Source organism: Marinobacter sp. ELB17 (assembly GCF_000169375.1).
Classification (GTDB): Bacteria; Pseudomonadota; Gammaproteobacteria; order Pseudomonadales; family Oleiphilaceae; genus Marinobacter.
This window is the reverse complement of the sequence record NZ_AAXY01000027.1, coordinates 34,038-56,144: the sequence shown is the minus strand read 5'-3', so window position 1 is coordinate 56,144 and position 22,107 is coordinate 34,038. Positions and strand designations below refer to the sequence as shown.

The following is a 22,107-nucleotide window of genomic DNA, read 5'->3' as shown; positions in this document are numbered from 1 at the left end:
TCGGTAGTAGCGCTTATCAGCGCCCCCGCAATGGCTCAGGGTCCAACCTCTGATACCGACGACACACAGTTTGCTTTGCCTGCAATTACTGTGACAGGGGACTGGCTGGGTGCACCTACGGAAGAGTCCGAAAAAACCTATACTGGCTCACGTACCGTCGTCGACAGCGAGGAGTTGCACGAGCGCGGTGCTCTCAATCTTGAAGACGCCCTCCGAGCCAACCCCGGTGTTCAGGTCCTGGACGAAACCGGAACCGGAATTCTGCCTAACATAGGGGTCCGTGGCCTGAACCCTCTGCGCAGCGAGCGCCTGCAAATTCTGACCGACGGTTACCCCATCGCTATTGGTCCTTATAGCAATGTGGGCGTTTCCCTGTTCCCGGTTACTCTTCCCAGCTTGGAGGCGGTGGATGTCGTGCGGGGTGGGGCGGCGGTTCACTATGGCCCGAACAACGTCGGTGGTGTGGTCAATTTTGTAACCCGTCCGATTCCCGCTGAAACCTCCCAAACCTTGCGTGAGCGGCTAACCATCGCGGAGGAGACAGGCAATATTTTTACCGACACCTACTACCGCATAGGTGGCCCGGCCAGTGACAAGCTCGACTTGCAGTTTCAGGCCAATATCCAGCGTGGTGATGGTTTTCGGGACCACTTGGACACCCAGGTCGACAATTTTATCGTTGATGCCCGCTACTACCTAAACAATCAGAATGAACTCGCCACCCAGCTTCAGTATTACAACGTCGATGCCGAGCTGCCAGGTGGATTGACGCCCGAGGCTTATGAGCAAGACCGTACCCAAAGCCAACGTCCTTACGATGCCTATGAAGCCGACATGACCCGCGCAACCTTTACCTGGACCTACAATCCGTCGCCGGATGTTGAATTCCAGTGGCGCAACTTCGTTCATGATGCGGACCGCACCTTCTTTTTCGGTCAAAACCTGAGCGGAACCGGCAATACATTTGACCCAGGCCTTGCATCTACTCACCGGGCTGACTCACCCCGGCTTTTCCGCGTTTACAGTACCGAGCCACGCCTGGCCATCAGCAAGGGGCGCCATGACGTTACACTCGGAGCACGTTATCTCACGGAAGATGTCGAATTCGATGTCAATCGCGTTGAATTTGCCAGCAATACACGCTCAACCGCGCGGGACTGGCATCTCGACACCAAGGCCTTGGCTCTGTACGTCAGCGATACCATGCACTTTCTGGATGACCGTCTGACGGTGACTCCGGGCTTGCGTTATGAAGACGTTAACATGGATTTTCGTGACAACCTGAACGGAACCAAGGAAGAGAACAACACGGACGAATGGCTGCCGGGTTTGACGGTTGGATATCAGGCGACCGACCGCATCTTTCTATTTACCAACAGCCAGCGTTCTCTGGTACCGGTGCAAATCGCTCAAACAACACGGGAAGGCGATGTTGCCAACGAAACGGCCTGGAATTACGAGTTAGGCGGTCGGATACAGCTCACGCCGAACCTGCTGTCTTCAGCGACTCTGTTCCGTATTGATTACGATGACCAGATTCAGTTTAACCGCACTGAGAGCCGGTTCGAGAACCTGGGTGAAACCCGCCATCAGGGCGTTGAACTGGATAATCGCTGGCAGGTGAACCCCGACCTGGAACTGGGGTTGGGTTATACCTTTCTCGAGACAGAGCAGTTGAGCGGCGCCAATGCGGGCAATGAATTGCCTAATGCCCCGGAGCACAAGGTTAGTGCTGACGCGGTCTATTCCTATCAGGCCTGGAATGCCAGTCTGAACTGGCTGTATGTCAGCACCAGCTACAGCGACGCGGACAACACCGAAGAAGAAACTGCCAATGGCAGTGCTGGCGAACTGCCTGCCTATCACCTGGTCAATGCCCGCCTGGGTCGCGACATCGCCGTGGGGAATGGGCGTAATTTGAACCTGGCCCTGGCGGTGAACAATCTGCTGGATGAAGATGCCTACTTCCGGGGTGTGGACGTCAGTCCGATTGGCCGTATCCCGCAGCCCGGCCGCAGCTTCATTCTGGAAGCACAACTGGACTTCTGAATCGCCCATACCAGTCGATTACGCCAACGATTCAATTACTAATGGTTCTCATTTGAATATGCTATTTAACCCCGATAAAGAAAAACTCCAGGTCAAGACGGGCCTAGGCTTATGGCGCCGATTTGCGATATTGATAACCTGGGTGGCTATTGCAATCCCTGCACTTACCCAGGCAGAAGACAGCTCAGTCACGCTCACGGATGACCGGGGCAAAACCATTGAGTTGACGCGGCCCGCCACCAGACCGGCAGCCATATCGACATTTGGTGCGGACGTGGCAAAAGCCCTGGGTGTTCAGCCCGTAGCGATCACCACCTTTGGTTTGCAAGGAGCGCCTGCCTACCTGGGGCCTAGCATGGATAAGGTACCCAGTCTTGGGCCTCGCCATCAACCTAATCTGGAACGATTGTCCCGCATTGCACCGGATCTGGTGTTTGCCATTCGACGTTACACCGAAAAGGATGGCCCTCAAATTGAAGCCATTGCGCCCATGGTCGCGCTGGACCTGATTACCCTGCAAGACAGTCTGAATGCCATAGCCCTGGCGGGCGAGGCGTTGGGCCGACCGCAAGAGGCGAAGCGAATCAATGAGCAGTTTCTGGCCAGGCTGAACAGCGTTGCAGCTCGAAGTCCCGGTAATCGCACGGTCGCCATTCTGACCAGCGGTGGTGAAACTCCTTTCGTCTATTACGACCACTTCCTGACGGCTGCGCTGTTGGAGCAACTGCATCTTGACAATGTGGGCGGACCGCCACCCAATCCCGATTCCGGTATTCCGCTGGGCTACCGCATCAGCCTGGAGGCGCTTTTGACACTGAATCCGGATGTCATATTTTTGCTACCAAGTAACCGCCAGCGGGGTTACACCCTCAACCCGGTGTGGCCTTATCTGCAGGCGGTAAAAAACAATCAGGTATTTGAGGCCGGCCAACACTGGAAAGAGAGTGCCGGGCCTATCGCGCGGTCTCTGGTCCTTGACGACATGGAGCGTCTGTTATTTCCGGATAATGCGCGGCGCAAGACGTCGTTGCGATGACGCGAGCAACCACCGAAACCAACATGCCCTATATCTATGGCGCAACGATACTGGCGCTCGGAGCACTATTTTTGATGGGTTTGTTGGCCGGCCGTCAGTGGACCACCCCCGAAGCACTCTGGGGCGTCTTGCAAGGGCAGGGCAGTATTATCGAACGGGTCAGTGTGCTGGAGCTTCGTTTACCTCGCAATCTGCTCGCCATGCTGGGCGGCGGCGCTCTCGGGGCGGCCGGTGCAATCATGCAAGGGGTCACCCGTAATTCACTGGCTTCGCCGGGGCTGACCGGAGTCATTGCCGCCGCCGCGTTTGGTATGGTGGGCACACAGACGTTTTTTACTCCGGATGCCTTGTGGCTGCCTGTCATTTCCCTTTGCGGTGGACTTTTAGGTGGCATGCTGACGTTTGTTATTGCCGGTCGCGGCAGGCTCCAGCCCGAACGCGTCGTGCTGGCCGGTATTGCGGTTACCGCGCTGTGCACGGCTCTGACGACGGGCACCTTGCTGATATCCGGATCTGAAGCCGCTGAACTTTACTACTGGCTCGCCGGGAGCCTGATGGGGCGGGGCTGGTTACAGCTCAAGCTGGTCGCTCTGTGGCTGATGTTGCCTTTACTCGCGGTACTTTTTTTACGTCGACCTTTTTGGGTGCTGCAGTTTGATGACGAGTTAGCGCTGTCCATGGGGTTGGCCGTCGGGCGCTGGCGGATGCTATTTCTTGCATTGGCGTTGATCATGGCGGCCGCTCTGGTTTCCGTAACGGGTCCGGTGATCTTTATTGGCCTGGTTGCGCCCCATATTGCACGACGCCTGGTCGGCGACCATTTTGAGCATTGGCTGCCATTAAGTGCGCTGCTAGGCGGGTTACTGCTTTTGGCTGCAGACACATTGGCCCGGCAACTGGCATTTCCGCAGGAGTTGCCCGTGGGGATGTTGACGGCATTGATTGGTGCGCCCTGGTTGCTGTATCTGCTGAACTCCCGTGGGCCTAACCATGTTGGCTAATGCCAGAGAGACGCACAAAAAGCCCCTGCTGCAGCGAACGTCGGTTTTGCTGTGGTTTGGGTGTGGACTTATTTTACTGACGCCTTGGTTAGGCTTGCAGTTTGGCGCCACGGATTTGAGTTGGCAGCAGGTTTTGGCCGGGTTGTTGGGAGAGGGTTCAAGTCACGTTGAGCGCGTGGTGATGGATCTGCGCCTGCCCCGGACTCTGATTGGCCTGGTAATCGGCGTTCACTTCGCTTTGTCTGGCTGGCTATTGCAATTGCTTACCCGAAACCCGCTGGCAGAAGCGGGCATACTCGGCATATCCGGTGGTGCCAGTCTGGTGGCAGTGGCCGCCTTTGTGGTGGGTGACTGGATACAGCCGGGCGACAATCCTTACGCCGGAATTCCCTTTGCGCTTCAGTATCTGCCGCTGCTGGCCATGCTTGGTGGCTTACTGGCAGCACTGGCCGTCTATGGGTTGAGCCTGCGTCACGGGGGGCTGTCGCCCCTGAAACTGACCCTGACGGGTGCGGTATTGGCTGGCATGCTTCACGCGTTGACCACCGGCGGCCTGGCTTTCTGGGGGCACGCACACACCGAACTGGTGGCGCAATGGTTGGCCGGCTCCCTGTACGGTACGACCTGGGAGCACCTTGAGGCTTTGCTGCCCTGGACAGTACTGGGGCTGATCGGAGTGGTGATTTTGTTGCGCCCACTTAGCGCTATGCAACTGGAAGACGAGCACGCACGCAGTCTCGGACTGCACCTGAACCGTTGGCGCGCCGTCGCCTTGGTGGTTGCAGCGCTGATGGCTGCAAGCGCTGTGGGCATTGTTGGCCCGGTAGGTTTTCTCGGGTTATTGGTGCCCCATATCAGCCGGCGTCTGGCCGGTTCAGGTCTGGTGGTTCAGTGTCTGATGTGTACGGCACTTGGTGCCACTCTGGCTGTCGTGGCCGATACGTTAGGGCGGGCTATTTTCGCGCCTTATGAGTTACCCGTTGGCGTGGTTTCGGCGGCACTGGGCGTGCCATTTTTTCTTTACCTGCTGTCGCGTCAGCCGTAGTCCGGAAAATAACCAGGAAACCAGCTATGTTGCGTACGGATCGACTCACCCTTGCTTACGGCAATACCAACGTCGTGCATGAATTATCATTGGCGATTCCAACAGGCAGAATCAGCTGCCTGGTCGGCCCTAACGGGTCGGGCAAAAGTACGCTGCTGAAAGGGCTTGCAGGATTAATAGCCCCACGCCAAGGCGAGGTATTACTTGAGGAACAGCCTTTGTCTTTGTGGAGTCGCAACGAACTGGCGCTTCGTCTTGCTATGTTGCCGCAGAAACCCATCGTGCCTGAAGGCATTCTTGTGAAGGACCTGGTCGCGTTGGGGCGTTTTCCTCACCGCAAATGGTGGCAACGTGACGGGCGAGAAGACCGCGAGGCATCCCAGCAAGCCATGCACATGACCGGTGTTGAGTCGCTTGGCGGACGTCCTGTGGCATCGTTGTCCGGCGGGCAGCAGCAGCGTGCATGGATCGCCATGGCCCTGGCTCAGCAGACCGACATTCTGTTGCTGGATGAGCCTACGACCTATCTGGATTGGGGGTATCAGTTAGAAGTGCTGGAACTTCTGGTTGATCTCAATCAAACCCGAGGGCTTACAGTGATCATGTCTTTACATGACCTGAATCAGGCCGCTCAATTTGCCGACCACGTGCTGGTGTTGGAGGATGGACAGGTAAAAGCGGCTGGGGTGCCGGGGCAGGTGATTACAGAAACCCTTCTGGCTCAGGTTTTCAGGGTAAGGGGCGCTGTTACGCTGAACGATGAAGGCCGGCCCTATTGCATCGGACGCGGCACTGCAAAAGGTTTGCACAGTACCTGACGTAATTTCTACGCGCTCAATACGTTGCAGGCTTAAGATTTACTTCCGCACCCTGGTCATTCTGGTCATTCTTTACAACCTTGAGTCGATGACGTTGACCCTTAAAGATCTCAAGGAACGAGGCCACCCTATCGATCACGATATCCTCAGAGGATTGGCGCCATGCCGCACGAACCATATAAATCGATTTGGCGACTATACGCTCGATTTTAATCAGCATCTTTGCCGACCCTTGAGCAGTGTCCCTAAAGATACGGTTACCAGAAGTTTAAGGCTGGTGTCAGGTTAACTCTGCACAATTCAAACAAACCTAATCGGAGTTTGTTTGTGCCCAACCTACGCACCAGTGTCGTCCTTTTTTTGCTTTTAGCGGTTCAGTTGAGTTTCTGGACTCCTGGGCTGAGTTATGAGCAATTTCTGACACTCAGTGGATACCTTGCCATCAACTTCATGTCCATCACTATGCTGCTGGCTACCCGCCCTGGGTGGCTGGAATCCCTGTTCGGCGTCAACTATCCTGTCCGGTCCGCGACAACTATGATGGCCGGTTGGGTGGTCTTACTTCTTACTCTTTGCAGCCTGCTTGAGATGCTGCTGTCTTCGGTAACTTTCCCCCTCTAATTCGATAATAGTTGCGTGGTGTATCAGCCGGTCTATGGCCGCTACAGTCATCATGCTGTCTGGGAAGATTTGATCCCACTCACTAAATGGTTGGTTGGCTGTGACGATTAGACTGCCACTCTCATAGCGATGGGCGATGAACTCGAACAGTACCTGGGTTTCTGCATCCGTCTTTTTTACATAACCGATGTCATCGATGATGACGACCCTGTATTTATCCAGCCGTGTCATGGCTGTCATCAAGTCGAGATCGCGCTTGGCCTGTTGTAAGTGCTGAACCAGCGCTATGGCAGGGAACAGTTTGCAGCGTACCCCCTGTTCGGTGAGTTGATGACCCAGTGCATTAGCGATATGGGTTTTGCCAGTGCCGCTGGGGCCAATCAACAGCACATTGTCGGCATGGTGTGCCCAGTCACTGTCTTGTTGCAGCCTTGCCAGTGCGGTGTTGCAGGGGCGGCTGAACGCGCTTTGATCAAGCGCTGAGAAGGTCTTGTTGGCGGCAAGTTTTGCCTCGCGTACCCACTTCTGGGTCCGGCGCTGGTAGCGGTCTGAGAGCTCGTACTCACACAATGCCGCTAGGTAATCGGTGTGTGACCAGTTCTTCTCAATGGCGGTTTCCCAGAGCGATTGGTAATGACGGTGGAAGGCCGGCAGACGGAGTTCTTTTAACAGTAAAGCGACAGAGCCTGTCATATCTGTGCCTCCTGACTGTTGATCGAGGACAGTAGCTCGTCGTAGCTCACTAAGGTGTGTTGGCTTGATGCAGAGCACTTGAGGTCTGGGTTGCCGCGAAGGTAGCGTGACTGAATCTCGGTAATGGACGCGAACCGGCCTGCTTGGGCCTCAATCAGCAGATCCTCCCCCAGCGACTGTTCATCATCGTACTCGAAGGCCAGTCGCAATGTTGTCACGATCCATTTGCAGGCTTCTCGGGCTTCAAGGTGCGTATCCGCAAGCTGCCAGAGTTGACGGTAGTTGTCGTCCGGGAGTAAGTCATCACGCAACTGAGAGTAACGGAAGGCCTGCGGCTTCGAGGCCAGCGAGCGGATAACGTGCCGGTAATTGACGCTGCGGGCGCGATTCTCGCCAGGTTTGGGGTAAATGCGCGGTAATGTCAGTGCCGGCTGCTGTCCGACGAACAGCACCAGCTTGTCGTGGTGCAACCGGATTTGTACCGACTCTCCAATCAGCCGCGATGGCACGGTGTAAACAACGCGCCGGACTTCGATCGTTGAGCTGCGCGTCACCTTAAGGTGGAGGGTCTGATACTCGGCCGCCGTAAACTCCGGCAGAGGCTGCAAGGCCGCCTGCTCTTCAAGCGCGCGCGATCGGTTGCGCTGATTGAGCTTGTCGACACGCGATCAATAAAAGCCTGATAGTGCGCAACACCGTCGAAGTCACTGTGACCGCGCAATAACAACTGTTGTGCCAAGCGTTTCTTGAGCGAGCCATTGGCGCACTCCACCACGCCGTTTTCATGGGACTGCCCCAGATTATTGCGAGTGGGTGTCATGCGGTAATGCTGGCACAGCTCGCTATAAGCCTCAGTCCACACGTTTTGACGGTTATTGCGTGCCGCGCTTAAGCTGTCGGTGCGGTGCTCAATGGGACTGCCACCCACCTGTTGTAAGGCTCGCTGCAAGCCCGCCGCCAGAGCCGCATAACTCTCACCACCTTGAACGACGGTAACCGAGCGCCAACCGCTGTAGGCCAATCGAAATTGATAGAGCAGGTGTGGAAAGGTCTTGGATTGAATCGTAACCGGGTTGTCGGGGTGGGTAAAATCAGAAAACCCCTGTTGCGCCACAACCGCCTGCTGGCGAAAAATGACCTCGCGTTCCGGCCCGTGTAGCGCCCGCCAGAGCTTCACACGGCGTTGCAGGGTGCGCAGAATGGTCTGATCGTAGTGCTCAGGGTAATGCTCTTGCAGATAATCAAGCAGAGTTGTACCGGTCAGCTTAGGCTCATTTTCTAACAGATGGAGCAACTCTGTTTCCCAAACCGCTTCCAGTGGATCTTCTCGGGTACGCCATTGCCGCTCGGTGTCAAGGCAGGGTTTTTGTGCTGATGTCTCGATGCGTCGCCCAGATCGGACAGAAACGCCTGCCTTGGCGGCAGCTACTTCTTGGCTTGCGCCATTTTGTCGGTGCTGCATGTACAGCTCCTCTTGTCGGTTGGTTATGTGTTGACCAGGCACCTTGTGCTCCACAGTGGAAAACAAAGTACCGATTGTTACACCCAACCGGCCAAGATAATTGTCGTTAACCGGTCATCCTAATTGTCGCCGAACAAATCCCCGTTGGGTGGTCTGGACAGAATGTATCAGTTGCATAAATGGACCGGCATTATGGCCGTCAGTTTTGCCCTGGCGCACTGGCTGATCGAAATGGCGAATGATGCCCTTGAAGCCCTGTTTGGCTCGGATCGAAGTTTGAAAGAAGCACACTTTTCGGGCTTGCTGGACAGTCTCCAGGATGGCGCTGAAGATCTGGGCGAACCCGGCCTGTATCTGCTGGTGTTTCTGGTTGTTATTACCCTGATTCGCCGGGTGCCCTACGGTTACTGGCGTTACCTGCACCGGGTGATGCCACTGATTTATCTTGCACTGGCCGCCCATGCACTATTGTTGGCTCCGCTGCTGTGGTGGCAACAACCCACCGGCTGGCTGATGGCGCTGTTAATAGTCGGTGGTGCCACCGCGAGCCTGCAATCACTGACTGGAAAAATCGGCAGGAGTCGCCGCTACGAGGGGCTGGTTCAGGCGGTCAAGCAGACCTCAGCGAACATCACGGAAGTTGTCTGTGACATAGGCAAGCGGTGGTCCGGGCATCGCGCCGGGCAATTCGCCCTGGTGACATTCGACCGGGTCGAAGGGGCACATCCTTTCAGCCTGTCTTGTGCTGACAATGCCACCGGTCAGCTCAGCTTTCAGATCAAGGCGTTAGGAGACTACACCCGCAAAATTCCGCAGCAGCTGCACAGTGGCCAGGCGGTGACGCTCGAAGGCCCTTATGGGCGTTTTAATCTCGACAGCGGCAGAAAAAGCGCCCAGCAGATTTGGGTGGCGGGCGGCATCGGCATCACACCGTTTCTGGCAGCACTGGACAACCGCCTGATCAATAACGAAAAAAGACATCCAGCCGTGACACTCCACTACTGCACCGCCGGAGCCGTGAATGACCCAATGGTGATTCGTCTGCAACAACTGACAGAGCAACTTCCGGACATTTCACTTCACCTCTACGACAGCCTGCAGTGGCAGCGATTGACCGCGAACCAACTGCACATCCATGGCTCCAAGGTGGACGTCTGGTTTTGCGGGCCGCAAGGCCTGGCAAAGGCGCTGCGAAGCGAACTTAAGCAACAGTCTGTGTCACTGCGCTTTCATCAGGAAATTTTTGAGTTTCGCTGAAATAAGGCTCGTCTTTCAGCCTCGGTCATTGGAGGGCCGCTGGTGTTTGGCAACGCACAGGCCGGCGTCGCGTGTAGGCGCAGTCTGACAAATTATAAATTGGCGAAAACCCTGCCATCAATGAGTAGACTAAGATGAGTCACTATCGTGGAACACAGTTTTTTAGCATCGCCTTGTTCAGCCTTTTGCTGTTGACGGCTTGCAACAAGCCCCCTGGAAACTTCGAAGGTATACAGCAGAATATCTCGAACGCCGTCAACGTAGCGGATGCCGACGTGACGAAAAATGTCAAGATAGCGCTTGATGGTGATATTGCTATTAATGGCTTTGACATTAGCGTGACCACGCGGAAGGGTGATGTGCGCCTGGTGGGTGTCGTTGACACGCAGACGCAAATCGATGCTGTTATAAAGCTGGCGCGGGGGGCGGACGGCGCCCACACCATCAATAATGAATTGACCATCAAGAATTGAGCCTGCTGCGGACTATTCTCTTTAAAGGCGTTTTCTGCAGCGTCGTTCTCTACAACCTGAGTGATTGGTGAAGCCTATGAGCCATATTGAAAACCATCGATCACATCGCGTCGGTTGGCTACGCGCTGCAGTCCTGGGTGCGAACGACGGAATAGTGTCTACAGCGAGCCTTATTATTGGTGTTGCTGCGGCCAGCAGCGCTCATGAAGGTATTCTGCTAGCAGGACTTGCCGGCCTAGTCGCAGGCGCTATGTCTATGGCTGCGGGTGAGTACGTGTCCGTCAGCTCTCAGTCTGACACTGAAAAAGCCGACCTGGCTATTGAGAAAAAATCGTTGGAACAAGATTTTGAATCTGAAACAGAGGAGCTTGCTTTAATATACGAACGCAGAGGGCTTGAGTCGGCTCTAGCGAACCAAGTTGCTAAGCAGCTGATGGCTTACGATGCACTGGGTGCGCATGCCAGGGATGAGATCGGTATCTCGGAAAGCGCCCGCGCCCAACCTGTTCAGGCAGCGTTCTCTTCCGCAGGCACTTTTACCGTGGGTGCCGCACTTCCATTAGCGGCGGCGTGGATTGTACCCGGTAGCCAGCTTATTTCTGTTGTTGCAGCATCTTCTTTGATTTTCCTCGCTCTTCTAGGCGGAATGGCTGCGCGTGCGGGTGGGGCGTCAATTGCTATTGGCGCAATCAGGGTCACATTTTGGGGTGCACTGGCAATGGCACTTACAGCTGGCGTAGGTCGAATATTCGGTGTGGTTGCATGATGCCTCAGGGAAGATGGCTGCGGATCATCAAACATCCTGCAGTCAGGATTGCCGTTCCACTTGTTATTGCGGTGATGGTCGTTTTTGCCCTTCACCGTTTTGCGTCCCACGTAACATGGAACGACGTGAAAGCCGATCTTGTAGCGGCGTCTCCCGTTTTATTGCTCAAAGCCCTCGCTTTCGCAGCGCTCAGTTTTGTTGGAATCTCTTTCTATGACGCCCTTGCCGTTAACTTGGTCGCGCCATCAAAGGTGCCTTTTCGCATTGCCGCATTGGCTGGAGCGGCAGGCTATGCCATATCCGGATTGTTAGGCGTCTCTTACCTGACGGGCACAGCCGTCCGCTACCGTGTTTATTCGTCGTTCGGCCTCGACCTGGCATCGGTCACCGGGGTCATCGCTATATCCCGGACTGGCTTTTGTTCGGGGCTGGCGTTGGTGTTTGGCGGTCTGCTGGTATTTCACCCATCGGGTTTGAGCGCGATCTTGCCAATAACACCAGCGTTTGAAACTGGCGCTGGTCTTGCCATTCTGGGCGGGCTGGCTGCTTATCTGTTCTGGCTGGCAACGGGCAAGCGAAATTTGAAGGCTGGAGGTTTTGGAATTCCCCTTCCGGGCGCAAAAATCGGCACGGCGCTGACGGGCGCAGGGCTGCTCGATCTGACCAGTGCTGCGATGGTGCTTTACGTCCTGATGCCTGCGGACTTAGTGCAGAACCTGCCTTATTTCGTGACGATTTTCTTTGGTGCGGTCGCGTTGGGCTTTTTGCCTATTCCCATTTACCTTATCGCAATGTGCTCTGGTGGGATTTTACGTGGCACGGGGACGCGTCAAGATTCTTGCGGGCCAGCCTTGCGAGTGCGATTACTCTGGCTGTGATCACGTTCAATTCACTAATGATCGGCAAGGCCAGCCGCAAACGATTGGAGCCGGTTCCCGATACGGTGCGCAGGCTCGTTGCGGCCAGCGAAAACACTGAGGCGAGCATTGCGCTGACGGGGGACAAGTCATTTCTTGTTGCCGATGACCAGAGCGCTTTCATCGCTTATGCCGACACCGGCCGTTCGCTAATTGCAAAGGGCGACCCAATAGGTGATGCGATAGTGGCCAAGAAACTTATCTGGCAATTCCGTGAAATGGGCGACCGACAGGGAAAACGATGCGCCTTCTATGCCGTATCGCTGACCTACATGGCGGTTTTTCTCGATCTTGGCCTGTCGATCCTCAAGATCGGAGAGGTAGCGCGGGTCGACCTTCGTAGCTTCACACTCGACGGTTCAAATAGGAAAGCTCTACGCCAGGCGCGCAACCGTTCCGAGCGCGACGGTTATGTGTTTGAGGTGGTTCCTGCGGCCAGGCTCGCTTCATCAATGGCGGAGCTGCGATCGATTTCAAATGCATGGCTCAAAAGTAAGCAGGGAGAGGAGAAGGGGTTTTCGCTTGGAGCCTTCGAAGAAGGCTATATCGCCAATTTCGACGTGGCCGTCTTGCGCAGTAATACGGGCCAAATTGCCGCTTTCGCTAATCTCTTCAAGGGCGCTAACGTGCATGAATTGTCATTCGATCTTATGCGCCATCGTCCGGGCGGTCCCGGGTTCGCGATGGATGCGCTGCTTGCGGAGCTCATGCTCTGGGGTGCAGCCCAGGATTATCGATGGTTCTCACTGGGCGCAGCACCCTTTTCAGGCATAGAAAACCGCCAGCTGGCACCCATTTGGAACCGCATTGGCGGCTTTGTCTATGAGCACGGCGAACATTTCTACAACTTCGAGGGGCTCAGGGCCTTTAAAGAGAAATTTGATCCGGAGTGGAGCCCGATTTATCTGGCCACTCCCGGCGGACTGGCTGCACCAAAAATTCTTAACGAGGTCAATGTGCTGATTTCGGGCGGGTTTCGCCGACTAATGAAGTAGTTTGGTGAGGGAATTCAGCTTAAAAAATCTTCTGAGATAGACCGCAATCTGTCAATTTTTGACATTTTCCTGATGAAACTTCCACAAAGCCATGACATGGGATGGGCTATCGTACGCTTTCAATGTCAGGCCCACTTTTTCAGTCGTCAATGTGGTGGTTATTTTTATAATGAAACAATTCTTACCGCTTCAATTGCAAGGGTTTATGGCTGCTGGTGGCCTTGCCACGCTGTTTCATTGGCTTGTGATGGCAGCGCTGATCGGCGCCGGGCTTGAGCCAACTCTAGCAACCGCAAGTGGAAGCATGTCTGGCGCTGCACTGAATTATGGCCTCCAGCGGCGTCTGGCATTCCGTAATGCCGGGCCCCACAGGGTCACGCTCTGGCGCTATATCGGCTCCTGCTTTGTCGCCTGGCTGTGCAATCTCGCCTTTTTCTCCCTGCTCAATAACGTTCTGACACTTTCTGTACCGCTGTCACAAGTCGTGACGACAGCTCTTGTTGCTGCACTGAATTACATCGTCTACCAAAGGCTGGTTTTCCATGAACAAACCCGTTAACTTTCCCGTTTTGCCGTTTGATGGTCCGTTTAATAAGCAGCTACTATCACTGGTGGTGCCGCTCTTCAACGAGCGCCCGATGCTGCCACTATTCTTCGACCGGGTTTTACCCGTGCTTGCCAAACTGAATCTGCGCTGGGAAGTCGTGCTGGTTGATGATGGCAGTGACGATAGCAGTGCCCAGTACATTCGCAATGTTATCGACCGAACGCCGGGCGTCCGTTTGATCAAACTAAGCCGTAATTTTGGCAAAGAAGCTGCAATGACGGCGGGGCTGGAACACGCCAGGGGCGATGCGGTGATCGTGCTGGACGCTGATCTGCAAGATCCGCCCGAGCAGATTCCGGCTATGGTCGAATGCTGGCAATCTGGTGTTGACGTTGTTCTGATGCAGCGTCGTTCACGGGCGGGCGAAACTGCGTTCAAACGCTGGAGCGCACATCTGTTTTACCGTTTGCTGAACCGAACCAGTCGGACGAATATTCCGGTGGATACCGGCGATTTCCGGTTGATGAGCCGCAAAGCCGTTAATGCTCTGTTGGGGCTGAAGGAGCGCAATCGGTATATGAAAGGTTTGTTTGCCTGGATTGGCATGCCAACTCAGGTCATCCAGTACGACCGTGAACCGCGAGTCGCCGGGGAAACGAAATGGGATTACCCCGGGCTGGTAGGCCTGGCTCTCGAAGGGCTGACCTCGTTTTCTATTTCACCATTGCGCTGGGCAACCGTGATCGGGCTCATTGCCGCCAGTATGGGCGCGGTCTTCGGACTGTGGATTGTGGTGAAGGCCATCATGCTGGGCGATGCAACCAGCGGTTATCCCTCGCTTGTGGCCATCATCAGCTTTTTGGGGGGCATTCAGCTGATGAGTGTAGGCATCGTGGGTGAATACGTTGGCAAGACCTATATGGAATCGAAGCAGCGGCCGGTTTACCTGACAGAGGAAGTCTTCGAAAGTCAGGATGGTCTGCGCCAACAGGCTAACCAAAAAATGACGGAGACGCGTCATGTCAAAGCGGTTTAATGCTTGGTTGCTGATACTGGCTGCAATAATGGTCAGTCGCTTCATCGGCATGGCGCTGTTTCCCTTTGCTGACACCACAGAGCCCCGTTACGCGGAGATTGCCCGCCTGATGGCCGAAACCGGAGACTGGATTACACCCTGGTTCGAGCCCGGTGTTCCTTTTTGGGGTAAGCCGCCTTTATCATTTTGGGCCCAGGCGGCGGCCATCAAGGTGTTTGGCGTGTCGGAGTTTACGCTGCGTTTTCCCTCCTGGCTGGCAACGCTTGCCATGGTCTGGCTGGTCTGGCGACTGGCGCGGCAACTTTGGAGTGTTCATGTGGCTCGATGGAGCAGCCTGGTCTTCGCCACCATGGCCCTGACGTATATCAGCGCCGGCGCGGTGATGACGGACGCCTTTCTGGCTCTGGGCACAACCCTCACTTTGGTCAGTTTCTGTTTGGTGATGATGGGGGAAGGCGGTCGGTGGCGCTGGCTTTTCTTTATTGGCTTGGTGATCGGGCTGCTATCCAAGGGGCCTTTGGCGCTGGTGCTGGTCGGAATTCCCATCGTGCTGTGGTTAATGCTCTCATGGCGGGAAGCCGGCAACAATCTGAGGCGACTGCCCTGGTTGCGAGGAACACTGATGACAGCCGTGCTGGTCTGTCCGTGGTACATACTGGCAGAGTTAAAGACGCCCGGATTTCTGGATTACTTTATCATTGGGGAGCATATTCGTCGGTTTCTGGATCCGGGGTGGGCGGGTGATCTTTATGGCAGCGCCCATGACCAGCCAAAAGGCATGATCTGGATGTTCTGGTTGTGGGCCTCGTTCCCCTGGGGCATAGTCGCATTGTTGAGCCTGGCACTGGCGTGGTTCAGGGGCAAAAGACACGGTATTGTAAGCCGCACGATATCGAGTCCGGGCGTTAGCTTTTTGCTGGTAAGCGCACTGGCACCGATGCTGTTTTTCACGCTTGCAGGTAATACACTGTGGACGTATATACTGCCTTCACTGCCGTTTACCGCCATTTTGATCGGCCGCTGGGTGTCAGAATGTAAGCCTTTCTGGTTGTCTTCTGTGCGTGGTGGCTTGGTCGCGTTTGTGCCTGTCTTACTGACCGGATTTGTGTGTGTCGCCGTCTTGGGCTGGACGCCGCTCAAAACAGAGAAGGAACTGGTAAGTTATTATCAGCAGATCAGGGAAGCCGATGACAGCCCGTTGATCTATCTGGACGATCTGCCATTTTCAGCCAGATTTTACTCAGGTGGAACGGCTTTGGAAGTCACCAGGAGCGGTTTAGACAATTTCCCCCACGTTGACGCATTTGAGCACCTGTATGTGGCGGTACCCAAAAAATGGTCGCGCGAAAAAGTCGCCGGTTTATCACCGTCCGCCCGGAAAGTTATGGAAAATAAGCGCTATCAATTGCTGGTCATTGATGGATTTCGCCGCGATCAGCAATCGGTGTCTGACACCAAGGGGGTTCGCTCGAATGACATCTAATCAAGCTTCTCTTCAAGATTCCGGCCAAAGTTCTAGCCACGTTTCGCGGAAAGCGCCTGTTCAGTCTCCTCTCAGGCTGCTGATTATTGAAGACCAGGTCGATCTGGCAGAAAACCTGTTCGAGTTTCTGGGTGAAGACCGCTACAGTCTCGACTTTGCCTCGGACGGTTTAACGGCTTTGCATCTTCTGGCGACACAAAGCTATGACGTGATTGTGCTCGATCTGATGTTACCTGGTGTCAATGGTTATGATATTTGTCGGCGTATTCGTCAAGACCTGCAATGTCAGACCCCCGTTATTCTGATGACGGCATTGAGTGCAATGGCCGACAAGGAGAAGGGGTTTAATTGCGGTGCAGATGATTATCTGGTGAAGCCGTTTGAACTGCGTGAACTGCAATTAAGGATTGAGGCTTTGCATCGGCGCCATTCGCCTCAAAGACCGGTTCTGGCGGCCGGCAATATTCGGTTTGACCCGGGTACGCTGGAAGTGGCGCTACGTGGATCGAAAACAACTTTGTCCGGCACGCCGGCTCGCCTGTTTGAATTGCTGGTGCGAGCCTATCCGAGCTTTCTTAGCCACGAGGCGCTAACGGATGCCGTATGGGGCGCTCATCATGGAGAAACCGAAGGCAACAGTCTTCGCACCCACATCTATACGCTTCGAAAATCCTTGCAAGTTGGCTTGGGCAATGGGCTCGTAAAAACAATCCATGGCCGCGGATACAGCCTGGAAGCCCCGCCAACAGAGAACCCTGAGCCGCAATGAAGTCATCTTTGACCGCACGCCTGGCGCGAACACTTTTTTTTCTGATTGCCGCCACCACAGCGACATCGATGTTTATTGTCGAACTGTTTGTTAATGACGTTGAGGACACCATTCTGGGTTTGGAGCTCAAGGCTGAAGCCGAGTATTTCACGGAGCAACTTCAGCAAGGGCGTTTTCAGACCATTAAAACGGCGCAGCTTGTGGCCGTTTTTCTACCAGAAGGCCAGGAAGACGCAGTGATGCCAGAATATTTTCGGAGCCTTTCCTTGCCGTTTTCCCAGGAAATCGAAGTAGGGCAGACAACGCTTCTGATTTACGGCCGGCAGCTTGAAGCGCCTTCTGGCAAGCTCTTTCTGGCCAAAGACATCACCATCATGGAGAATCGTGAGAGTTTGGTTCTGCTCGTCCTGGTGGGTGTGGCGGGTTTAATGCTCCTTATCGGCTTTTTCGTTGCTCGCACAGGAGCGCAGTACCTGGTACGTCCTTTCAGAAAGTTAACCCACGAAGTACTGAACACAGTGCCCGGATCCTCGATGGAGCAAATCGCCACGGATTACCGTGATCAGGAGTTTTGCGATATTGCCGAGGCGTTTAATCGTTTTCTATCTGCGCTTGAACATCATATCGAGCGGGAAAAATCGTTTGTTAAGCTGGCCAGCCATGAACTTCGTACGCCTCTGGCCGTGATGAGTGGCGCCTTGAATGTACTGGAACAACGCCAAAGCTTGTCGGCGCCCGATCAGAAAACCCTCTCCCGTATTCGTCGAGCCATGCAAACCATGCGCGACGATACCGACGTACTGCTTGAACTTGCGCGCAGTGAGGCGCCCGAAGGTGACGCAAGAACCATTGTGCTACAAGACATCGTTCAAAACACCATTGATGACCTGGAGCATGGAAATCCGGCTCACGCCGGGCGAATCACTGTCTACAACAATAACCTTGAGCTGAGAGTCAAAACCCATCCCGCTCTGGTGCGAATGGTGCTCCGCAACCTGTTGCAGAATGCGCTAAGGCACACTCATGCCGGGGTGGAGGTTCGTATGATCGAAAACAGAATCTCGGTGCGAGACTTCGGTCCCGGGCTTCCTAGTAAAATAACGGAGCACTTGAGCGCTATCGGAGCGCCCAGTGCCATTACTTCAACGGCCGGAGAGTTCAGTAACACCACCTTTGGGTTGCTGATCGTGCGGTTGGTTTGTGAACGACTGGGCTGGGATCTGGAGATCGCACGGTCAGACAATAAGGGAACGGAGTTCCTGATACACGTTCACAATCGTGCCTGACAGGCACGGCTCGCTACGCAGACTCCCAAGCTAAACGGGGTTGCCAGCAAACGATTCACAAAAAGCCGCACCCAGGCTTTCCTCAAGAACGATCACTAAATTAAGAGGGCGCGGTCTTTAAAAGCGGAAAGTGATCATTGAAATGCATGATCAGGCTAGTAGAGTAAATTGTTGAAAATTGAAAATCTGCCTGGTTTTCCAATGGGGAAACCAGGCAGATTAAGCCAAACCCTTAAACGTAGAAGTCCAGATCTTCCTGGGCTTTCAGCAGGTCCCGCATTTTGATGGGATCATCACCTGTGAAGAAAATCAGGCCCCAATGCGTTCCGAAAGCTGACCGGTCAGGAACTGTCTCTTCCGTCGGTGCGACCAATTCGTGAGACTCGAAGTAGGGGTGATCAACCGTTGCACTGGGCATTTCCAGCTTGCTGACCACACGACGCCTTGGGTAGACACCGAAGCAACCTGCGTAGCATTTTGCATCAACCACTTCCCGCGGGAAAAAGGCATCCACTTCCTCTTTCGTGCTCTTGGGGTCAAATACCAGCATTGAGGCTTGGTAAGCGCTGAATCCGTAAGCTCGCTCTATCAATTCGAAGGCCTTGAAGCCGGGCGGGCGGTAAGCAACCTCGCCAAAGTACATTTCGCCGTCAGCCGTTACGAAGTACTCGGGGTGAATAAAACCGAACTGAATGTCGAAGGTTTTAACCAGCAACTCGATCTGCTTGGTGATCGCGTTGCGCCAGCTTTCCAGTTGATCGGTCGCAGGAACAAACACCGAATAACCCAAGGTCACGTATTCGGAAATATTCAGAAACTTGACTTTTCCGTCGTGGATCCAGGCTTCGACGGCAAATTCCCAACCATCCAGGTGACTTTCCATCAGCAGGGGGTAATCTTCGGCAGGTATGTAGTCGATTTCTTCAACCTTGCGGATCATCCTGTGGCCTAGACAACCGGCCTTGTCGAATGCTTTGACGTGAATCGGGTCATCCGGGTCACCGTCAAGCTTCAGCAAAGTCTGGTTAACACGCTTCATGAAGCGAACGATGTCTTCTTTATCGTGTGCTTCCTCAAAGATCCCGACGCGAATGCCGCCCAGTTGAGCGCGGCGCTTCATCAGTGATTTGTCGCGGAACAAGATGGACTGTCCGAACATGCGGGGGCTGTTCAGCAAGACGGAGTTGATGGCACCGGACCATTCGACGGTTTCTTCGAACAGCGGTATTGCCACATCAACACCTTCCGCCTGGAGCCTTTTTGCGATCTCCAGGGACCGATCATTCAAGCGGAGAAAATCCCAGGCGATGAAAGGAATCTTGTTTGCCGTACAAAAATCAGCAGCCCAATCCGGGGCAATTACGATGTAGCGGCGGTCGAACTTTTGCGCGGCCTTGATTGCATTCACACTCCAGCCAAGCAGTGCAATGTAGCCTTTGTTCGGATCTTTGGGAGTTTCGGTACCTTTAACCGAGTCCATTTCCGGGTCAAGCCAGGCTGTTACCGATTGGGATAGCTCTCTCTCAGATGTTATTGACATTCGACGTGCTCCTTGAAGGCGTGTCTAAAAACTGCGCTGGATTTGGAGCGCAAAATGGAAACCGAGCCGTTAAATAATTTCGTTTATGAAGGAGGTTGAGCAACCTGAAATTAGGCGAGACACTTAGACTGAAGACGTTCTCACTGCGCGGCTTTAAAAGGTCACTGGTTGTAATCGTCTGCCTTAATATAGACGGTATAGTCACAAATTGAAACGAAAGCGCCGGAATCAATTGCTTCCTTAGCGCCATAAGAGCATCTTTGGGCGAGCCCGAGCAGCCTGTTGAGTAGGCAAGGAAAATATTTTGACTGTCACCTGTTTTGACCGAGATACCATCGCTCTAGTAGCAAGTTTTGACGAGACGCTGGAACGGCTTGCGATTGCACGCCAGACTGACCGAATGGCGTCTAACAGGGAGGTACTGGCAGCGGCACTTCACGTTATGGAGGCTCCTGGCGGACTGGATGCGCTTTACGCCCGAGTACCGGCAATGGAAACCAAGGGCATATTTACCAACGGTGATTGGGGCCAACCTGCTATTCTGCGGCCCGCAATTGCCGTACGCACGTTACGTCTGGGAGCGCCAGACTACACGTCTATCGAAGCCTTGAGTGAGCTTCGCCTACTTGCCGTGGCTATGGGTGATTACCGTCATCGCGGAATTTCGGCAGAGCAGGCCAGGCGCTTTCTGACCCAAGTAACGGCGTTGAACCTGGACTTGCTGTCTGGCCAGATGAGCGAAGCCGATCGGGAGCGGCCGCAGGAGCTAGGGCAGATCGTCAACTCTCTCTACCAATATTTGCTCAACAGACTTGGCTACGAGAGCATTCTCGACAGTTTGGTGGACGAAGTGCGTCGGTTGCTAGCCCAGCGCCCCATACAGACAGGCAGTATCAAGCAGATGGTCGGCCAGATTGCAAAATGCCTGTTTGACCCGAACATAGAGACCGAAGGGATGGACAAGGCCGCGCGTCTCGTCCGGGCTTTGTTCGGCCCAGCGAAAGGCTGTCGTGATGACCCGGGTTTTGCCGTTTACAGCGAACGCCTCGCCGCTATGGACGAGGCAGCACTGTCGGAAGAGGCGCAGGGCTTTGCCAAAGCAATGCATGAAACGGGCATGGTTTCTCCCTACCACCCTATGCTTTTGCGGCATCTGCGGGGGCTTCAGGATGACATCATACCTTTGGCGTTGGGCCTGAGCAGCACCGGCATTGATGTTCTTCAATGCTACCAAGAGATTGTTTTTGAGCTGATCGACCAGGTTGTACACCCGGAAACCTGCCAGGCAGTATACGGCCTGGCTATGTTTCTTGAACGTGGTGGCCTGTTCACACCGCCTGTAGCGTCCGGCCTTTGGCGGCAGCTTGAACTGAAACTTTGCCCGGTAGCAGCTAGTGCTCTGCGCGAGGTTTTTGGTGACACCCACCCGCCAAGGGTGTATTTACTCGCCGGTGTATTGAACCTTCTTGGGCAACCGCTGGGTGTTGGCCAAGGTAATAACCCGACGTGTCAGTCGGTCATTGGTCTTTCCATGTGGGCCTTCAACGACGCCGATTTTCTATTGCAGTTGGTCGCCTGGGCTGCCCGCGATGACGATGTCATCATGCGCTTCGAAGGTCAGCGAATTACCTCACAGCACCTGGAACCAGGTCTTGCCAAAGAGTCGCCCACCGATGTGGACCCGGTTTCACTGATTCTGGTGCCACATCTTGATCGCATTTATGCGGAGATGGGCCGCTTGTGCGGCGAGCGCGACGATGATTTGCATCGCTGGATTAACCCGGAAATGTACGGTTGGTGGGTAGGGCAGGATTTCCTTAGCGTTATTAGCTATGAGACAGGGAAAATTCATGATTATCCGTACTTTATACGTCATTTCTACGCCTGTTATCACCCTTATTACAACGGCAGCATACCTGTTATACATCCGCAACCGGCCGGTATTGCAGTCACCGACAGTGGCGGGCGCCTTGTGGGGCGCCACGCCATAACCATCATCCGCGTCAGCCTTGATCGCCTTAGCGAGATGCGCATCTACTTTTATAACCCCAATAACGACAGCGGCCAGGATTGGGGGCAGGGGATTAACTGCTCGACTCAAAGCAATGGAGAGCGGCATGGCGAAGCATCGCTGCCATTCGCCGAATTTGCGTCACGTTTGTGCGTATTTCATTACGACTCGAGGGAACTGGGAGACCTATCCGTTGTACCTGAAACAGACGTCGCACGCGCAACAGAACTCGGCCGCACCAGTTGGGCTGCCGGTTATGAGTAAAACGCGGGCAACTTCCCTTTAGGGAGAAGCTCTAGCAA

21 protein-coding genes are annotated in these 22,107 nt (G+C 54.5%); 17 read left to right on the top strand and 4 right to left on the bottom strand.

What is annotated here, in order from left to right; all coding sequences use genetic code 11:
* From MELB17_RS19340 to MELB17_RS26565, 6 genes are all read left to right on the top strand, one after another.
* The coding region (locus MELB17_RS19340; RefSeq protein WP_007352032.1) for a TonB-dependent receptor family protein at positions 1 to 2,049 on the top strand (2,049 nt) is incomplete at its 5' end.
* Positions 2,050 to 2,107: 58 nt separating this feature from the next.
* Positions 2,108 to 3,085, top strand: coding sequence for an ABC transporter substrate-binding protein (locus MELB17_RS19335; RefSeq protein ID WP_007352031.1), 978 nt, complete (start codon positions 2,108 to 2,110; stop codon positions 3,083 to 3,085).
* On the top strand, positions 3,082 to 4,086 hold the full coding sequence (locus MELB17_RS19330; RefSeq protein ID WP_007352030.1) for an iron ABC transporter permease: 1,005 nt from the start codon (positions 3,082 to 3,084) through the stop codon (positions 4,084 to 4,086). Before MELB17_RS19335 ends, MELB17_RS19330 begins: the two co-directional genes overlap by 4 nt.
* Positions 4,076 to 5,131, top strand: a complete 1,056-nt coding sequence (locus tag MELB17_RS19325) for a FecCD family ABC transporter permease (protein ID WP_007352029.1) — start codon at positions 4,076 to 4,078, stop codon at positions 5,129 to 5,131. Before MELB17_RS19330 ends, MELB17_RS19325 begins: the two co-directional genes overlap by 11 nt.
* 26 nt (positions 5,132 to 5,157) lie before the next feature.
* Positions 5,158 to 5,949, top strand: coding sequence for an ABC transporter ATP-binding protein (locus tag MELB17_RS19320; protein ID WP_007352028.1), 792 nt, complete (start codon positions 5,158 to 5,160; stop codon positions 5,947 to 5,949).
* Positions 5,891 to 6,238 (top strand): transposase, encoded by a 348-nt coding sequence (locus MELB17_RS26565; RefSeq protein ID WP_227498985.1) that lies wholly within the window; start codon positions 5,891 to 5,893, stop codon positions 6,236 to 6,238. The genes MELB17_RS19320 and MELB17_RS26565 overlap by 59 nt, the downstream gene beginning before the upstream one ends.
* Before the next feature lie 269 nt (positions 6,239 to 6,507).
* Here the strand turns inward: MELB17_RS26565 and istB are convergent, their stop codons facing one another.
* Genes istB through istA form a run of 3 tightly spaced genes read right to left on the bottom strand, consistent with a single transcriptional unit; the run spans position 6,508 to position 8,725 of the window.
* Positions 6,508 to 7,263, bottom strand: a complete 756-nt coding sequence (gene istB, locus MELB17_RS19310; RefSeq protein ID WP_007348516.1) for an IS21-like element helper ATPase IstB — start codon at positions 7,261 to 7,263, stop codon at positions 6,508 to 6,510.
* Entirely contained in the window at positions 7,260 to 7,871 is a 612-nt protein-coding gene (locus MELB17_RS25865; protein ID WP_227498901.1) for a Mu transposase domain-containing protein, read from the bottom strand. The genes istB and MELB17_RS25865 overlap by 4 nt, the downstream gene beginning before the upstream one ends.
* Positions 7,814 to 8,725 (bottom strand): IS21 family transposase, encoded by a 912-nt coding sequence (istA, locus tag MELB17_RS25860; RefSeq protein WP_007352026.1) that lies wholly within the window; start codon positions 8,723 to 8,725, stop codon positions 7,814 to 7,816. Before istA ends, MELB17_RS25865 begins: the two co-directional genes overlap by 58 nt.
* A 123-nt stretch (positions 8,726 to 8,848) precedes the next feature.
* On the opposite strand from istA, the gene MELB17_RS19300 reads away from it, so the two are divergent.
* From MELB17_RS19300 to MELB17_RS19260, 10 genes are all read left to right on the top strand, one after another.
* Positions 8,849 to 9,982 (top strand): ferric reductase-like transmembrane domain-containing protein, encoded by a 1,134-nt coding sequence (locus tag MELB17_RS19300; protein ID WP_227498984.1) that lies wholly within the window; start codon positions 8,849 to 8,851, stop codon positions 9,980 to 9,982.
* 134 nt (positions 9,983 to 10,116) lie between these two features.
* A complete protein-coding gene (locus tag MELB17_RS25185; RefSeq protein WP_007352024.1) occupies positions 10,117 to 10,455 on the top strand; it encodes a BON domain-containing protein in 339 nt (112 codons plus the stop codon).
* A 76-nt stretch (positions 10,456 to 10,531) separates the two neighbouring features.
* Positions 10,532 to 11,221 carry a VIT family protein gene (locus MELB17_RS19290; RefSeq protein WP_036185642.1) on the top strand — a complete coding sequence of 230 codons (690 nt, stop codon included), beginning with the start codon at positions 10,532 to 10,534 and terminating at the stop codon, positions 11,219 to 11,221.
* Positions 11,218 to 12,099: a lysylphosphatidylglycerol synthase transmembrane domain-containing protein gene (locus MELB17_RS25180; RefSeq protein ID WP_007352022.1), complete on the top strand. Its 882-nt coding sequence runs from the start codon at positions 11,218 to 11,220 to the stop codon at positions 12,097 to 12,099. Before MELB17_RS19290 ends, MELB17_RS25180 begins: the two co-directional genes overlap by 4 nt.
* Before the next feature lie 17 nt (positions 12,100 to 12,116).
* Positions 12,117 to 13,133, top strand: coding sequence for a phosphatidylglycerol lysyltransferase domain-containing protein (locus MELB17_RS25175; RefSeq protein ID WP_050774965.1), 1,017 nt, complete (start codon positions 12,117 to 12,119; stop codon positions 13,131 to 13,133).
* 91 nt (positions 13,134 to 13,224) lie between these two features.
* Positions 13,225 to 13,692 carry a GtrA family protein gene (locus MELB17_RS19280; RefSeq protein ID WP_227498983.1) on the top strand — a complete coding sequence of 156 codons (468 nt, stop codon included), beginning with the start codon at positions 13,225 to 13,227 and terminating at the stop codon, positions 13,690 to 13,692.
* Complete coding sequence (locus tag MELB17_RS19275) at positions 13,676 to 14,716, top strand: glycosyltransferase family 2 protein (protein WP_007352019.1); 1,041 nt, start codon at positions 13,676 to 13,678, stop codon at positions 14,714 to 14,716. The genes MELB17_RS19280 and MELB17_RS19275 overlap by 17 nt, the downstream gene beginning before the upstream one ends.
* The gene (locus MELB17_RS19270; RefSeq protein WP_007352018.1) at positions 14,700 to 16,199 is read left to right on the top strand and encodes an ArnT family glycosyltransferase; all 1,500 of its coding nucleotides are present in this window, start codon (positions 14,700 to 14,702) and stop codon (positions 16,197 to 16,199) included. Before MELB17_RS19275 ends, MELB17_RS19270 begins: the two co-directional genes overlap by 17 nt.
* Positions 16,189 to 16,968, top strand: coding sequence for a response regulator transcription factor (locus tag MELB17_RS19265; protein WP_007352017.1), 780 nt, complete (start codon positions 16,189 to 16,191; stop codon positions 16,966 to 16,968). Before MELB17_RS19270 ends, MELB17_RS19265 begins: the two co-directional genes overlap by 11 nt.
* Positions 16,965 to 18,254: a sensor histidine kinase gene (locus MELB17_RS19260; RefSeq protein WP_007352016.1), complete on the top strand. Its 1,290-nt coding sequence runs from the start codon at positions 16,965 to 16,967 to the stop codon at positions 18,252 to 18,254. The genes MELB17_RS19265 and MELB17_RS19260 overlap by 4 nt, the downstream gene beginning before the upstream one ends.
* 232 nt (positions 18,255 to 18,486) lie before the next feature.
* On the opposite strand, the gene MELB17_RS19255 is transcribed toward MELB17_RS19260, so the two are convergent.
* Complete coding sequence (locus MELB17_RS19255; RefSeq protein ID WP_007352015.1) at positions 18,487 to 19,794, bottom strand: ATP-grasp domain-containing protein; 1,308 nt, start codon at positions 19,792 to 19,794, stop codon at positions 18,487 to 18,489.
* A 304-nt stretch (positions 19,795 to 20,098) separates the two neighbouring features.
* Here MELB17_RS19255 and MELB17_RS19250 point away from each other — a divergent pair, with 304 nt between their 5' ends.
* Entirely contained in the window at positions 20,099 to 22,069 is a 1,971-nt protein-coding gene (locus tag MELB17_RS19250) for a hypothetical protein (RefSeq protein ID WP_007352014.1), read from the top strand.
* The last annotated feature ends 38 nt before the right edge of the window (positions 22,070 to 22,107 follow it).